Origin of the sequence: Pseudomonas sp. RIT-PI-o (genome assembly GCF_001297215.1) — a bacterium.
In the GTDB taxonomy this organism is placed as follows: Bacteria; Pseudomonadota; Gammaproteobacteria; order Pseudomonadales; family Pseudomonadaceae; genus Aquipseudomonas; species Aquipseudomonas moraviensis_A.
The window spans coordinates 298,350-312,972 of record NZ_LHPA01000024.1 but is presented as its reverse complement, the minus strand read 5'-3'; the positions used below and the strand labels follow the sequence as shown (position 1 = coordinate 312,972).

Here is a 14,623-nt window from a genome sequence, read left to right as displayed (position 1 = left end):
ATGGAACGCATCTACATTGGCCTGGGCAGCAACCTCGCTGACCCGGCCGACCAATTGCGCAGCGCCATTGCGGCGCTGGGGCAATTGCCGCAGACCAGCCTTGCCGGCGTTTCAGCCTTTTATCAAAGCGATTCACTGTTGCCGGGCCAGCCGCGTTACACCAACGCCGTCGCCGCCCTCGACAGCTCGCTCGCACCGATCGAGCTGCTCAACGCCTTGCAAGCCATCGAAAACGCTCAGGGCCGCGAACGCCTGGAGCGCTGGGGGCCACGCACGCTGGATCTGGATATCCTGCTGTTCGGCGATCGACTGATCGATGAGCCACGGCTGAAAGTCCCGCATTACCAGATTCAGGAGCGCGCCTTTGTGCTCTATCCCCTCGCTGAACTGGCGCCGCAGGGTCTGCGTCTCGCCGATGGCCGCAGGCTGACGGACCTGCTGGCCGCCTGCCCGTTCGTCGGCCTTGAACGCCTCCAGACAGATTGATTGCAATCCCCTGTGGGAGCGAGCGTGCTCGCGAAAGCGGTGCGTCATTCAACACTATGTTGACTGATCTGCCGCCTTCGCGAGCAGGCTCGCTCCCACATTGGTTTATTTCACATCCAGGATTTTGTCAGACAAGAATTCCCCAATTCAGGCCCGCCGCGCCGCTGAATCGCATCAGTAACGCCGGTAACACCGCCCGCGTAACAATGCGGTAACACACGCAATTGACTTCCGCTTGGCTCATCACGACTATAGGCGTCCCGCTGCCGCCAACCCGGCATGAACGGGCGCAATCCAGGCCTTTTAAAGCACGACACAAGACCGTGCGCCTGAGTAGATGAAGAATCACGCGCGTGACTCGCAGCAGTTTCCAGAGCGCCTGAACGAGGATTTTTTACATGCCAGCCATCACCCTGACCACGCTCCAGAGCCTCAAGCAGAAAGGTGAAAAGATCACCATGCTGACCTGCTATGACGCGACCTTCGCCCACGCCTGCAACGAGGCCGGTGTCGAAGTGCTGCTGGTCGGCGACTCCCTCGGCATGGTCCTGCAAGGTCATGACAGCACCCTGCCAGTGACCACGGCGGAAATGGCCTACCATGTCGCCAGCGTCAAGCGTGGCAACGGCGATGCCCTGATCCTTGCCGACCTGCCGTTCATGGCCAACGCCACCCTTGAGCAAACCATGATCAACAGCGCCATGCTGATGCAGGCCGGCGCGCACATGATCAAGGTCGAAGGTCAGCTGTGGCTGGCGGAGTCGATCCGTCTGCTCGCCGAGCGCGGTGTGCCGGTGTGCGCGCACATGGGCCTGACCCCGCAGGCGGTCAACATCCTCGGCGGCTATAAAGTGCAGGGACGCAACGAGAACCAGGCGCGGCAGATGCGGGCCGATGCGATCGCGCTGGAGCAGGCCGGTGCGTCGATGCTGCTGCTCGAGTGCGTGCCGAGCGAGCTGGCGGCGGAAATCAGCCAGGCCGTGGGCATTCCGGTGATCGGCATCGGCGCCGGCAACGCCACCGACGGTCAGGTGCTGGTATTGCACGACATGCTTGGCCTGTCGATCACCGGCCGCGTACCCAAATTCGTCAAGAACTTCATGCAAGGTCAGGACAGTATCCAGGCCGCGCTGAAGGCTTACGTCAGCGAAGTCAAAGCCACCACGTTCCCCGGCATCGAACACGGATTCTCTGCATGAACACCGTCAAAACCGTACGCGAACTGCGCGCCGCCGTCGCCCGCGCGCGCAGTGAAGGCAAGCGCATCGGCTTCGTGCCGACCATGGGCAACCTGCACAGCGGCCACGTCGCGCTGATCACTAAAGCCACTCAGCGAGTGGACTTCGTGGTCGCGAGTGTTTTCGTCAATCCGCTGCAATTCGGCGCCGGCGAAGACCTCGACAAATACCCGCGCACCCTCGCCGCCGATCAGCAAAAGCTCCTCGAAGCCGGTTGCGACCTGCTGTTCGCGCCAACGGTTGAAGAGATGTACCCCGACGGCATGGCCGGCCAAACCCGGGTCAGCGTGCCGCAACTCTCCGAAGGCCTGTGTGGTGCCAGCCGTCCGGGGCACTTCGAAGGCGTGGCGACGGTGGTCAGCAAGCTGTTCAACATGGTCCAGCCGGATCTGGCGATTTTCGGCCAGAAGGATTACCAGCAACTGGCGGTGATCCGCGCGCTGGTGCACGACCTGAACATGCCGATCCAGATCATCGGCGAGCCGACCGTGCGTGCAGCGGACGGTCTGGCGCTGTCGTCGCGCAACGGTTTTCTCAGTGAAGAGCAGCGTGCCGTGGCGCCGGTGGTGTACCGCGTGCTGAGCAACATTGCCGAAGCGATCAAGCAAGGTCAGCGTGATTACCCGGCGCTGGTAGCTGCGCAGTTGCAGGTGCTGGAAGCGGCCGGTCTGCGCCCGGATTATCTGGAAATCCGCCATGGCCTGACCTTACGTCCGGCGACGGCGCAGGATCGCGATCTGGTGATTCTGGCGGCGGCATTCCTCGGTACGACACGGTTGATCGACAACCTGCACCTGAATCTCGATAGCCCGACCTGAAGACAACGCATTTCCCCTGTAGGAGTGAGCCTGCTCGCGATAGCGGTAAATCAGTCAACAACGCTTTGACTGACAGACCGCTATCGCGAGCAGGCTCACTCCTACAGGTTTTTTTGGCGCTCGAAAGATTGCTTCAGGCCCTTCCCCCTCGGCCGGGCACCTCCGTCTGTCGGCCAGATTCCCGTTCGGATGTTAAAAAAGTACAGGGATCTGGTCAGACAAAGTCAAGACAGAACGCGGCGCGAGGTTTACTGTATTCGCCCTGTGTCCGGATATCGTGTCGACGCAGTTGATCCCATGCGCTAAAAGGGCATGGCTGATCTGTACCGTGTTCAAAAGGCCGTTCAAGTAAAAAGGAAAACCGCAGCGATGGCGTACTACCGCACTCCTCACGACGTTACCGCTCTGCCCGCCTGGCAAGCGTTGAAAGATCACCGCCAAGCCATGCAGGATTTCAGCATGCGCGAAGCCTTCAACGCCGATCCGCAGCGTTTCAATCAATTCACCCTCAGCAGCTGCGGCCTGTTTCTCGACTATTCGAAGAATTTGATCAACGACGAGACCCGCAACCTGCTGGTGGGTCTGGCCAATGAAGTCGATCTGAAGGGCGCGATCCAAGCGCTGTTCGACGGCGAAATCGTCAACGCCTCCGAAGGCCGCCCGGCGCTGCACACTGCCCTGCGCCGGCCGGTTGGCGACAAGTTGTCGGTCAACGGTGTCAACGTGATGCCGGAAGTGCACAAGGTGCTGAACCAGATCACTGATCTGGTCGGGCGAATCCACGACGGCCTGTGGCGCGGTTACACCGAAAAGCCGATCACCGACGTGGTAAACATCGGCATCGGTGGTTCGTTCCTCGGCCCTGAACTGGTGTCCGAAGCGCTGCTGTCCTACGCGCAGAAGGGTGTGCGTTGCCATTATCTGGCGAACATCGACGGCAGTGAATTTCACGAGCTGACACAGAAACTGCGCGCCGAGACCACGCTGTTCATCGTGTCGTCAAAGTCCTTCAACACCCTAGAAACCCTGAAGAATGCTCAGGCTGCACGCGCCTGGTACCTGGCGCAGGGCGGCTCCGAAGCCGAGCTGTATCGCCACTTCATCGCCGTATCGAGCAACAACGCCGCGGCTGTGGCCTTCGGTATCCGCGAAGAAAACATCTTCCCGATGTGGGACTGGGTCGGCGGTCGTTACTCGCTGTGGTCGGCCATCGGTTTGCCGATTGCCCTGGCCATCGGCATGTCCAACTTCAAGGAACTGCTGTCCGGTGCCTACACCATGGACCAGCATTTCCAGACCGCGCCGTTCGAACAGAACATGCCGGTGCTGCTGGCTCTGCTCGGCGTGTGGTACGGCAATTTCTGGGGCGCGCAAAGCCACGCGATCCTGCCGTACGACCACTACCTGCGCAATATCACCAAGCACCTGCAACAGTTGGACATGGAGTCCAACGGCAAGAGCGTGCGCCAGGACGGCACCTCGGTGTCGACCGATACCGGCCCGGTGATCTGGGGCGGCGTCGGCTGCAACGGCCAGCATGCTTACCACCAGTTGCTGCATCAGGGCACCCAATTGATCCCGGCCGACTTCATTGTGCCGATCGTCAGCTTCAACCCGGTTTCCGACCATCACCAGTGGCTGTACGCCAACTGCCTGTCGCAGAGCCAGGCGCTGATGCTCGGCAAGACGTTGCCGGAAGCCGAAGCCGAACTGCGCGACAAAGGCATGAGCGAAGACGAAGTGCACAAACTGGCGCCACACAAGGTGATCCCGGGCAACCGTCCGAGCAACACCCTGGTGGTCGAACGCATCAGCCCGCGCCGCCTCGGCGCACTGGTTGCCATGTATGAGCACAAAGTGTTCGTGCAAAGCGTGGTCTGGGGCATCAATGCCTTCGACCAGTGGGGTGTGGAGCTGGGCAAGGAACTGGGCAAAGGCGTCTATAACCGTCTGGTCGGCAGCGACGAGACCGTGGCTGACGATGCCTCGACTCAGGGCCTGATCAACTACTTCCGCGGGCGTCATCGCGGCTAAAAAAGGCCTTCGGTCTAACGCTGTTCCCCTGTGGGAGCGAGCCTGCTCGCGAAAGCGGTTTTTCATTCAACACCTTTGTTGATTGATACTCCGCCTTCGCGAGCAGGCTCGCTCCCACAGTTGTTTTGGCACATGACTTGAACCTGCGCAGCGCTCGGCGCATCTTTATTCGTGTCGCACCACAAGAATAAGGAACCGTCATGTTCGATATCAGCACGTTCCCCAAAGCCGATGCCGTGCGCCAGGCTGCTCAGTTGAGCCAGGAAGACTACCGGCGGCTGTACCGCGAGTCGATTGAACACCCCAGCGCATTCTGGGCCGAGCAGGCCACGCGTTTTCTCGACTGGAGCACGCCGTGGCAGACCGTTCAGCGCTATGACCTGAAAACCGGTGAAGCGGCCTGGTTTGCCGGCGGCAAGCTCAACGTCAGCTACAACTGCATCGACCGCCACCTCGCACAACGTGGCGAACAGACTGCCCTGCTCTGGGAAGGCGACGACCCTGCCGAATCGGCGCAGATCACTTACAAGAAACTCCATCACCACGTCTGCCGCCTGGCCAACGTGCTGAAAAGCCGTGGCGTGAAGAAAGGCGACCGGGTGTGCATCTACATGCCGATGATCCCCGAAGCCGCCTACGCCATGCTTGCCTGTGCGCGGATCGGCGCGATTCATTCGGTGGTATTCGGCGGATTCTCGCCGGATTCCCTGCGCGACCGTATCCTCGACGCCGACTGCCGCACCGTCATCACTGCTGATGAAGGCGTACGCGGCGGGCGCTTCGTGCCACTGAAAAACAACGTCGACAAAGCCCTGCAAAGTTGCCCGAACGTCAGCACCGTTGTGGTCGTCCAGCGCACTCAGGGCGAGGTCGATTGGGTCGAGGGCCGCGACCTCTGGTATCACCAGGCCATACGCGAAGTCGACGACGATTGCCCGCCGGAACCGATGGAAGCCGAAGACCCGTTGTTCATCCTCTACACCTCCGGCAGCACCGGCAAACCCAAAGGCGTGCTGCACACCACTGGCGGCTATTTGCTGCAAGCGGCGATGACCTTCAAGTACGTGCTCGATTACCGCGACGGTGAAGTGTTCTGGTGCACCGCCGACGTCGGCTGGGTCACCGGCCACAGTTATATCGTCTACGGGCCGCTGGCCAACGGTGCGACCACACTCATGTTCGAAGGCGTGCCGAGCTACCCGAGCAGTTCGCGTTTCTGGCAGGTCATCGACAAACACAAGGTCAACATCTTCTACACCGCACCGACCGCCCTGCGCGCGCTGATGCGCGAAGGCGCCGGGCCGTTGAAGGAAACTTCGCGCGCAAGCCTGAGATTGCTCGGCAGCGTCGGTGAGCCGATCAACCCGGAAGCGTGGGACTGGTATTTCAACGTTGTCGGTGAACAGCGCTGCCCGATCGTCGACACCTGGTGGCAGACCGAAACCGGCGGCATCATGCTCAGCCCGCTGGTCAGCGCACAACGGATCAAACCCGGCTGCGCGACGCAACCGATGTTCGGCGTGCAGCCGGTATTGCTTGATGAACACGGCAAGGAAATCCACGGCGCCGGCAACGGCGTGCTGGCGATCAAATCGAGCTGGCCGGCGCAGATTCGCAGCGTCTACGGCGATCCACAGCGAATGATCGACACTTACTTCAAGCCCTACCCCGGCTATTACTTCACCGGCGACGGCGCCCGCCGCGATGAGGATGGCGATTACTGGATCACCGGGCGCATCGACGACGTGATCAACGTTTCCGGCCACCGTATCGGTACCGCCGAGGTGGAAAGCGCACTGGTGCTGCACGACAGCATCGCCGAGGCAGCGGTGGTCGGTTATCCACACGACGTCAAAGGCCAGGGCATCTACGCGTTTGTCACGCCAATGAACGGCACCGAGGCCAACGAAGAGCTGAAGAAAGACTTGCTGGCACATGTGAGCAAGGAGATCGGCAGCTTCGCCAAACCGGACCTGATCCAATGGGCACCGGCGCTGCCGAAAACCCGCTCGGGCAAGATCATGCGGCGGATCCTGCGCAAGATTGCCTGCAACGAGCTCGACAGTCTGGGCGACACTTCGACGCTGGCTGACCCAAGCGTGGTGCAGGACCTCGTTGATAAACGTTTGAATCAATAGCTTCGCGAGCAGGCTCGCTCCTACAGGTGATCGCATTGCACATGTGGGAGCGAGCCTGCTCGCGAAGGCCATCACGCGATCCCCCGGCAAACTGTTAAACTCCCGCGCCCCAATTCCCCTCAGCAAGGCGCCCGCATGTCTTCCTTGAATCAGGCGCTGCGCGCCGCCCTCGATCAACGCCAGGACTTGCTCGCTGCGCTGCACAGCCAGGGCACCGATTGCTATCGGCTGTTCCATGGCAGCCAGGAAGGCGCCGGCGGCCTGACCATCGACCGCTACGGCCCGCAACTGCTGGTGCAGAGTTTTCATCAGACGCTGGAGCGTGACGACCTGCTGCAACTGCACGCCATGGTCAACCAGACGCTGGGCTTCGACACCCTTCTGGTCTACAACGACCGCTCCCGTGGCAATTCGCGGATTGATCGCGAGGACAGTGTCTATAAAGCCGATGACGCCGCACTGGCCGATCTGGTCGGCCATGAATGGGGCCTGAACTACCGCGTGCGCGGGCGTCATGCCGGGCAGGATCCGCTGTTGTTCCTCGACCTGCGTAATACGCGCGGCTGGGTCAAGGATCACGCGCAAGGCAAAAGCGTGCTCAACCTGTTCGCCTACACCTGTGGCGTTGGCCTCAGTGCTGCGGCCGGCGGTGCGCTCGAGGTGTGCAACCTCGATTTCGCCGAGGGCAATCTGGCGGTCGGGCGCGAGAACGGTTTGCTCAACCCGCAACTGCCGGAGATGCAATTCATTCAGTCCGATTACTTCCCGGCGATCCGTCAGCTTGCTGGCCTGCCGATCAGCCAGCGGCGCGGGCAGAAGTTGCCGAGCTATCAGCGCCTCGAACAGCGCCAATACGATCTGGTGCTGCTCGACCCGCCGGCGTGGGCGAAAAGCGCATTCGGCACCGTCGACCTGCTGCGCGATTATCAAAGCCTGCTCAAACCCGCGCTGCTTACTACCGCCGATGACGGCGTGCTGATCTGCTGCAACAACCTGGCGAAAGTCAGCATGGACGACTGGCGCGAACAAGTGCTGCGCTGCGCCGAAAAAGCCGGCCGCCCAGTGCGTGAATGGAGCGTGATGACCCCGGGCGCCGACTTCCCCTCGCGTGATCAGCAGCCACCGCTGAAGACGCTGATCTTGCAGCTGTGATTGCTTTTTGACGACGCCGCGCCCGTTGTAGGAGTGAGCCTGCTCGCGATAGCGGTCTGTCAGTGACCAGAATTGCTGACTGACACTCCGCTATCGCGAGCAGGCTCACTCCTACAATGGGGATCTGTTCCTACAGAAATTTCTGAACAATCCTGTCCCACATCAAGCACTTCGGAACCAGAATCGCGTGCCATACTCCAAGGCACTCCGATTCAGACAGATGAAGCCGCACATGCCCAAAGGATTGATTCGCGCGATTGGCGCACTGCTGACAGCCCTGGCCCTCTACAGCCTGCTGGGGTTTCGGATCCTGCCGGGCATTGCCTTGCGCGTGGCCAACCAGCAACTGGCGAACTACGCGACGGTGCCAGCGCATCTGCAGCGCATCGAACTCAACCCGTTCAGCCTTGAGGTCACCCTGTGGGGCCTGGTCATCGGCGAGCCGGGCAAGGAACAGGTCGGCTTTGATCGTCTCTACGCCAACCTGCAAATCGACAGCCTGTGGACCAAAGCGCTGCACCTGTCGGACATCGAACTGGACAAACCCAAGAGCGAAATCCTCTTCGCCAAGGACGGCAAGCTCAACCTGCTGGGCCTGTTCAACGTGCCGCCGAGTGAGCCGACACCCGCCGATCCCGACGCCAAGCCATTTCCGCTGCGCATCGACAACATCAAACTGGCCGGCGGCGTCGTGCATTTCGAGGACGCACGCCCCAGCGAGCCGATCGAATTCCTCTACGACGACCTCAGTTTCGAGCTGAAAAACCTGAGCACCCTGCCCGAAGACAGCGCCGACATGACCCTTATCGCGATCGGCCCCGCTGGCGGGCGGATCGACTGGACGGGCAACTTCAGCCTGATCCCGTTCACCTCCGAAGGCACCCTGAAAGTCACCGATGGCCAGATGAAATCCTTCTGGCCCTACGTCCGCGACGCCGTGCCGCTGGTACTGGAAAACGGCGTAGTCAGCCTCAGCACCGACTACAAACTCAACCTGTCGAAACAAACCGAACTGCTGCTGAACAACGTCGCGGTGAGCATCGCGCCGTTCGCCATCAAGGCCCCGGATGGACGCCCACTGGCCAGGCTCGAACGTCTCGACGTCAGCGAAACCTCGCTGGACCTGGCCAAGCAGCAAGTGGTGGTCGGCAAGATCCGCAGCAACAAGCTGGAAACCTGGGCGGCGCTGGAAGCCGATGGCCAACTGGACTGGCAGAAACTGTTCGCCAGCCAACCGTCGAAAGCGGCTGCCAAAGCCGCTGCCGAACCGGCTGATGCACCAGCGGCCGCCGACTCGCCGAAGGCTGAATCGAACGCACCGAGCAAGCCATGGCAGGTGCTGGTCAAGGATGTGCAACTGCGCAACTACACGGTCCATCTCGCCGACCGTTCAGCACAGCCGGCGGTGGCGCTGGACATCACCCCACTGAACGTCGACCTGCAGGATTTCGACAGCCTCAACGGCTCGCCTTTCAAGCTCAAGCTCGACAGCGGCCTGGGCAAGCAAGGCAGGATCAGCGCCGACGGTACGGTCAATCTGGCCCCGGTGAATGCGCAGCTCAACGTGAAAACCCAGGATGTCGACCTGCGGGTCGCGCAATCCTATATCAACCCGTTCATTCGTCTGGAACTGCGCAGCGGCATGCTTGGCAGTGACCTCAAGGTCGACCTGAAAAGCACCGAACCGCTGGCCCTCAGCGTCACCGGCCGCGCACAGATCGATCAGTTGCACACCCTCGATACGCTCAAGACCCGCGACTTCCTGAAATGGCAGCAAGTGGTGGTCGACGGCATCAACTATCAGCACGGCGACAGCCTGTCGATCGACAAGGTCAACCTGTTACAGCCGTACGTGCGTTTCATGATCAACGACGACCGCACCACCAACGTCGACGATTTGCTGATTCCGCAACCGGCGGACAGCGGTGCGAAACCGGCCGGAAGCAAACCGGCCGGCAAGGACAAACCGCTGGGCATTCACATTGGCTCGATTGCGATCAACGACGGCTCGGCGAACTTCGCCGACTTCAGCCTGACCCCGAATTTCGCTACCGCCGTGCAGCAGCTCAACGGCCAGATCGGCACCATCGACAGTCGTCAGGCAAAACCGGCCAGCGTCGACATCAAAGGCAAGGTCGACCGTTATGCGCCGGTGACGATCAAGGGTGCGGTCAATCCGTTCGACCCGATGGCCAGCCTCGACATCGCCACCAGTTTCAAACGCGTCGAACTGACGACCCTGACGCCCTACTCCGGCAAGTTCGCCGGGTACCGTATCCGCAAGGGCCGGCTGAATCTTGACCTGCATTACCTGATCACCAAGGGTCAGTTGAAGGCCGAGAACAAGGTCGTGGTCGAGCAACTGCAACTGGGCGAGAAAGTCGACAGCCCCGATGCGGTGAGTCTGCCGCTGAAACTGGCGATCGCCCTGCTCAAGGACGTCGACGGCAAGATCTCCATCGAATTGCCGGTGACCGGCGACCTGAACAATCCGCAGTTCAGCGTGATGCCGATCGTCTGGCAGACCCTGCGCAACCTCATCGTCAAAGCCGCCGCCGCGCCGTTCAAGATGATCGGTGGGCTGGTCAGTGGTGGCGGCTCCGAAGACCTCGGCACCGTATCCTTCGCGCCGGGCTCCAGCGACTTGAGCAAAGACGCCGAAGCGGCGCTGGTGAAACTGTCGCAAGCGCTCAAGGAGCGTCCGGCGCTGCGCCTGGAAATCGAAGGCACTGCCGCGAAAAGCAGCGACGGGCCATTGCTCGCGGAGCAGCGTCTGGAACGGGAATACCAGTACAACTACTACAAGATGCTTCAGCGCCGTGGCGATAAAGTTCCGGCCCAGGCCTCGCTGCTGCAAGTGCCGGAAGGCGAGAAAGCCGCGCTGCTCGAAGGCATCTACCGCACCCGCCTGAAAACCCAGCCACCGGCAGAATGGAAGGATCTGGGCAAGGAAGAACGCACGGCAAAAATGCGCCAGGCCGTGATTGTGTTCTGGAGTGGCAGCGACGTGCTGCTGCGACAGTTGGGTCAGGATCGCGCCAGCACCATCAAGGATTACCTGGTCGACAAGGGCAAGCTCGAGGATGACCGGGTGTACTTCATCGACGCCAACCTCGGCGAAGCCGAAAGCGATGGCCGCGTGGTAACGCAAATGCATCTGGATGCCGAATGATCATGCGTAATTGGCTGGCGGTGATCGCTCTGATGTGTGTTGCTGGCCACGCGTCGGCTTCGGACACTTTGCGCTGCGGCAGCCAGTTGATCAGCCTCGGCGACCGCGCAAGCGAGGTATTGCAAAAGTGTGGCGAGCCGGCCGGCCGGGACGTGCTCGGCTACAAGCGCAGTGCCAATCGGCGCGAAGAGTTTCAGGTCGAGGAATGGACCTACGGCCCGAACAACGGCATGTACCAGTACCTGCGCTTCGAAGGCAATCGCCTGCGGCAGATCACCAGCAAACGCGGTAACTGATCAATATATCATCCCTGTAGGAGTGAGCCTGCTCGCGATCGCAGTTTGTCAGTCGAGACATCAGTCAACTGACAGACCGCCATCGCGAGCCAGGCTCACTCCTACATTTGCTTTGTGTGACCCATGAATAGAACAGGCCCCGACACAAGTGCCGGGGCCTGTAATGGTCACATCCGTGTGACCGTTCGCATGAACTCTAAAGTTGCGGCAGACGTATTGCTCGGCCCGTCTGTCGCGTCTTCTCCCGGTTCAGGCGAGAAGTCTTGCCTTAGTCGGCTTTCAGGCCGTCAGCAGAAACTGCTTTAACGCCTTTGATTTTCTTGGTGATGTTCACCGCGGTGGTTTTCTGAGCTTCGGTGACAGCTACGTCAGAAGACAGGGAAACTACACCTTTGTTGGTTTCGACTTTGATGTCGGTGCCTGGAATACCTTTTTCGGTAACCAGATCGCTTTTCACTTTGGTGGTGATCCAAGTGTCGGAAGTAGCTTCTTTAGCCTTGGTAACTTCACCGGCAGCCAGAACCATTGGCGCTTGGGTAGCCTGAGCGGACTGGGCGAAAGCGCCACCAGCCATGGTCAGGGTCAGAGCGGTAGCAGCGGCAGTGATAGCGAACTTCTTCATACGAGTAACTCCTGTTTTTACTGGAAGTCTGCTGTAACGCTTGTCAGCAGGGTTACCGGAGATATTGCGAACGCTGTGCCAACTTTTTCGACCGTATAAAATCGTTTAAAAACAAACAGTTATGAAAAACGCTGATTTTCACTTTCATGCAAAATGCATGACTCACTTCAATTTCGCATGCAAGTTGCGGTTTTTTGGAAAGTTCATAAGCTGCTGAAATTATTGGAGCTTTTGTGAAGTGCTCGCGAAATGAAAAATGCCCCGCGGTGCGGGGCATTCGGGCTTCAGGCGCGAACCGGATTACGTACCGCTGGCCGTGCAGCCACGAGGCGAGTAATCGGCGTTGACAGTTGTCGCGCAGGTCCATGCGCCTGAAGTATTGCCCGTGGCGGATCCTGATCGAGAAAGCGTGACGGTTTTACCCAGAACCGGACCCGGCGCGTTAAGCAAGGTACAAGTGATTGATCCTGCGCCTGTAGACGCGGTGCCTGTAACCGCCAACGTACAGTTGGAAGTGGCAGTAGTACCGTTGGCGACGTTCGTCAGATCCGGGGTGCCGCCCTGATTGATCGTGTCTTCGAACGGTACTTTGAGCGCGGTAATCTCCGCCAGCCCCGCCGTCACCTTCGAACGCGCCTGATATTTCGAATACTGCGGCAGGGCGATTGTCGCCAGAATGCCGATGATCGCCACAACGATCAGCAGCTCGATCAATGTAAAGCCTTGTTGTTTTTTCATAGACACGCTCCATGCATGAGTCGAAATCTCATGATCTGAACAAGGCTCAGCACAGCCCATGCCAACGCCCTTTTGCCCCCGTCTGCTGGGCGCGCGCATTCCCCGACGCCGTTTCCTACAACCGGCAACCGCACTATCTGACACTTTTTGTCACCTGCACCGGCCGTGTTTGGCGCTGTCACTTGACTAGGCTATAAGTCATGAACGGCAAGCGTGCGGAATCCCCATGAATGACATCGCTCTGAGCGGTCTGGCCAAGCAATTGGTCCAGGCCGAATTGCTCACGGAAACAAGCGCCCGGCAATCCTGGGCGCAGGCCCAGCGCAATCGTGTGTCGCTGGTCAATTACCTGGTGCACAACAAACTGGTCAACAGCCGGCAGATCGCCGAGATCGCCTCGGAACATTTCGGCATGGCGCTGCTCGATCTCAACTGCCTCGACAAAGAAACCCAGCCCAAGGGCCTGGTCAGTGAAAAACTGGTTCGCCAGCACTGCGCCCTGCCCCTGTGGCGACGTGGCAACAAATTGTTCGTGGGTCTATCCGACCCGAGCAATCAGCAGGCAATCAGCGACATCCAGTTCAGCACCGGCCTGAGCACCGAAGCGATTCTGGTCGAGGACGACAAGCTCAGCGACGCCATCGACAAGTTCTTCGACAGCCATGCTTCGGGCCTGGAAGAAATGGCCGATGTCGATCTCGACGGCCTCGACGTCGAGTCCATCGATGACAACAAGCAGGACGTTATCGGCGGCCTCGATGCGGACGATGCTCCAGTCGTGCGCTTCGTGCACAAGATGCTGCTCGATGCGATCAAGAGCGGCTCTTCCGACCTGCATTTCGAGCCCTACGAGAAAAACTACCGGGTACGCATGCGCACCGACGGCATGCTGCGCGAGGTGGCCAAGCCGCCGATCCAGTTGGCCGGGCGCATCGCCGCACGTTTGAAGGTCATGGCCAGCCTCGATATTTCGGAACGGCGCAAACCCCAGGACGGGCGGATCAAGATGCGCCTGTCGAAAAGCAAATCCATCGATTTCCGCGTCAACACCCTGCCGACCCTGTGGGGCGAAAAAGTGGTGATCCGGATTCTCGACCCGTCCAGTGCGCAAATGGGCATCGACGCCTTGGGTTACGAGGCCGAACAAAAAGCCTTGTACCTCGCTGCGCTGAAACAGCCGCAAGGGATGATTCTGGTCACCGGGCCCACCGGTTCCGGTAAAACCGTGTCGCTGTACACCGGGCTGAACATCCTCAACACCGTCGACATCAACATCTCCACCGCCGAAGACCCGGTGGAGATCAACATGGAAGGCATCAACCAGGTCAACGTCAATCCCCGCCAGGGGCTGGATTTCGCTCAGGCCCTGCGTTCGTTTCTGCGTCAGGACCCGGATGTGATCATGGTCGGCGAGATCCGCGACCTGGAAACCGCCGAGATCGCGATCAAGGCTGCGCAGACCGGTCACCTGGTGCTGTCGACCCTGCACACCAACAGCGCAGCGGAAACCCTCACGCGCCTGCACAACATGGGCATTCCCGGTTTCAACATCGCCACCTCGGTGAGCCTGATCATCGCCCAGCGTCTGGCGCGCAAATTGTGCGCGCACTGCAAGCGGCCGCTGGAGATCCCGCACGAAACCTTGCTCAAGGAAGGCTTCCCCGAGGAACGCATCGGTCATTTCACGATCTACGAGCCGGTCGGTTGCGATCACTGCAATGGCGGTTACAAAGGACGCGTGGGGATTTATGAAGTGGTAAAAAACACACCGGACCTGCAACGGCTGATCATGGCCGAAGGCAATTCGCTGGAGATCGACATCCAGATGCGCCGCGACGGTTTCGCCGACCTGCGCACCTCCGGGCTGCACAAGGCCATGCAAGGCATCACCAGCCTTGAGGAAATCAACCGGGTCACCAAGGATTGAAC

The 14,623-nt window shown here is 60.1% G+C and carries 11 protein-coding genes; 9 read left to right on the top strand and 2 right to left on the bottom strand.

What is annotated here, in order from left to right:
• The 8 genes from folK to AEQ63_RS16540 all read left to right on the top strand — a co-directional run bounded on the left by folK (position 1) and on the right by AEQ63_RS16540 (position 11,334).
• A complete protein-coding gene (gene folK, locus AEQ63_RS16575) occupies positions 1-486 on the top strand; it encodes a 2-amino-4-hydroxy-6-hydroxymethyldihydropteridine diphosphokinase (protein ID WP_064364133.1) in 486 nt (161 codons plus the stop codon).
• Between the two features lie 398 nt (positions 487-884).
• Positions 885-1,685: a 3-methyl-2-oxobutanoate hydroxymethyltransferase gene (gene panB / locus AEQ63_RS16570; RefSeq protein WP_042610469.1), complete on the top strand. Its 801-nt coding sequence runs from the start codon at positions 885-887 to the stop codon at positions 1,683-1,685.
• On the top strand, positions 1,682-2,542 hold the full coding sequence (gene panC / locus AEQ63_RS16565; RefSeq protein ID WP_042610470.1) for a pantoate--beta-alanine ligase: 861 nt from the start codon (positions 1,682-1,684) through the stop codon (positions 2,540-2,542). Before panB ends, panC begins: the two co-directional genes overlap by 4 nt.
• Positions 2,543-2,911: 369 nt before the next feature.
• On the top strand, positions 2,912-4,576 hold the full coding sequence (gene pgi / locus AEQ63_RS16560; protein ID WP_064364132.1) for a glucose-6-phosphate isomerase: 1,665 nt from the start codon (positions 2,912-2,914) through the stop codon (positions 4,574-4,576).
• Positions 4,577-4,776: 200 nt separating this feature from the next.
• Positions 4,777-6,714: an acetate--CoA ligase gene (acs, locus tag AEQ63_RS16555; RefSeq protein ID WP_064364131.1), complete on the top strand. Its 1,938-nt coding sequence runs from the start codon at positions 4,777-4,779 to the stop codon at positions 6,712-6,714.
• Positions 6,715-6,849: 135 nt separating this feature from the next.
• A complete protein-coding gene (locus AEQ63_RS16550) occupies positions 6,850-7,866 on the top strand; it encodes a class I SAM-dependent rRNA methyltransferase (RefSeq protein WP_064364130.1) in 1,017 nt (338 codons plus the stop codon).
• Between the two features lie 220 nt (positions 7,867-8,086).
• Positions 8,087-11,038 (top strand): DUF748 domain-containing protein, encoded by a 2,952-nt coding sequence (locus AEQ63_RS16545; RefSeq protein ID WP_064364129.1) that lies wholly within the window; start codon positions 8,087-8,089, stop codon positions 11,036-11,038.
• Positions 11,035-11,334, top strand: a complete 300-nt coding sequence (locus AEQ63_RS16540) for a DUF2845 domain-containing protein (RefSeq protein WP_064364128.1) — start codon at positions 11,035-11,037, stop codon at positions 11,332-11,334. Before AEQ63_RS16545 ends, AEQ63_RS16540 begins: the two co-directional genes overlap by 4 nt.
• 268 nt (positions 11,335-11,602) lie before the next feature.
• Here AEQ63_RS16540 and AEQ63_RS16535 read toward each other — a convergent pair whose 3' ends face one another.
• Positions 11,603-11,956 (bottom strand): BON domain-containing protein, encoded by a 354-nt coding sequence (locus AEQ63_RS16535; protein WP_064364127.1) that lies wholly within the window; start codon positions 11,954-11,956, stop codon positions 11,603-11,605.
• A 300-nt stretch (positions 11,957-12,256) separates the two neighbouring features.
• Complete coding sequence (locus tag AEQ63_RS16530) at positions 12,257-12,694, bottom strand: pilin (protein ID WP_064364126.1); 438 nt, start codon at positions 12,692-12,694, stop codon at positions 12,257-12,259.
• A 226-nt stretch (positions 12,695-12,920) separates the two neighbouring features.
• Here AEQ63_RS16530 and pilB point away from each other — a divergent pair, with 226 nt between their 5' ends.
• Positions 12,921-14,621, top strand: a complete 1,701-nt coding sequence (gene pilB / locus AEQ63_RS16525; RefSeq protein ID WP_042610478.1) for a type IV-A pilus assembly ATPase PilB — start codon at positions 12,921-12,923, stop codon at positions 14,619-14,621.
• The last annotated feature ends 2 nt before the right edge of the window (positions 14,622-14,623 follow it).

Coding starts and splice junctions, on each gene's coding strand:
- folK (WP_064364133.1), top strand. CDS start 1: ATGGAACGCATCTACATTGGCCTGGGCAGCAACCTCGCTGACCCGGCC.
- panB (WP_042610469.1), top strand. CDS start 885: ATGCCAGCCATCACCCTGACCACGCTCCAGAGCCTCAAGCAGAAAGGT.
- panC (WP_042610470.1), top strand. CDS start 1,682: ATGAACACCGTCAAAACCGTACGCGAACTGCGCGCCGCCGTCGCCCGC.
- pgi (WP_064364132.1), top strand. CDS start 2,912: ATGGCGTACTACCGCACTCCTCACGACGTTACCGCTCTGCCCGCCTGG.
- acs (WP_064364131.1), top strand. CDS start 4,777: ATGTTCGATATCAGCACGTTCCCCAAAGCCGATGCCGTGCGCCAGGCT.
- AEQ63_RS16550 (WP_064364130.1), top strand. CDS start 6,850: ATGTCTTCCTTGAATCAGGCGCTGCGCGCCGCCCTCGATCAACGCCAG.
- AEQ63_RS16545 (WP_064364129.1), top strand. CDS start 8,087: ATGAAGCCGCACATGCCCAAAGGATTGATTCGCGCGATTGGCGCACTG.
- AEQ63_RS16540 (WP_064364128.1), top strand. CDS start 11,035: ATGATCATGCGTAATTGGCTGGCGGTGATCGCTCTGATGTGTGTTGCT.
- AEQ63_RS16535 (WP_064364127.1), bottom strand. CDS start 11,956: ATGAAGAAGTTCGCTATCACTGCCGCTGCTACCGCTCTGACCCTGACC.
- AEQ63_RS16530 (WP_064364126.1), bottom strand. CDS start 12,694: ATGAAAAAACAACAAGGCTTTACATTGATCGAGCTGCTGATCGTTGTG.
- pilB (WP_042610478.1), top strand. CDS start 12,921: ATGAATGACATCGCTCTGAGCGGTCTGGCCAAGCAATTGGTCCAGGCC.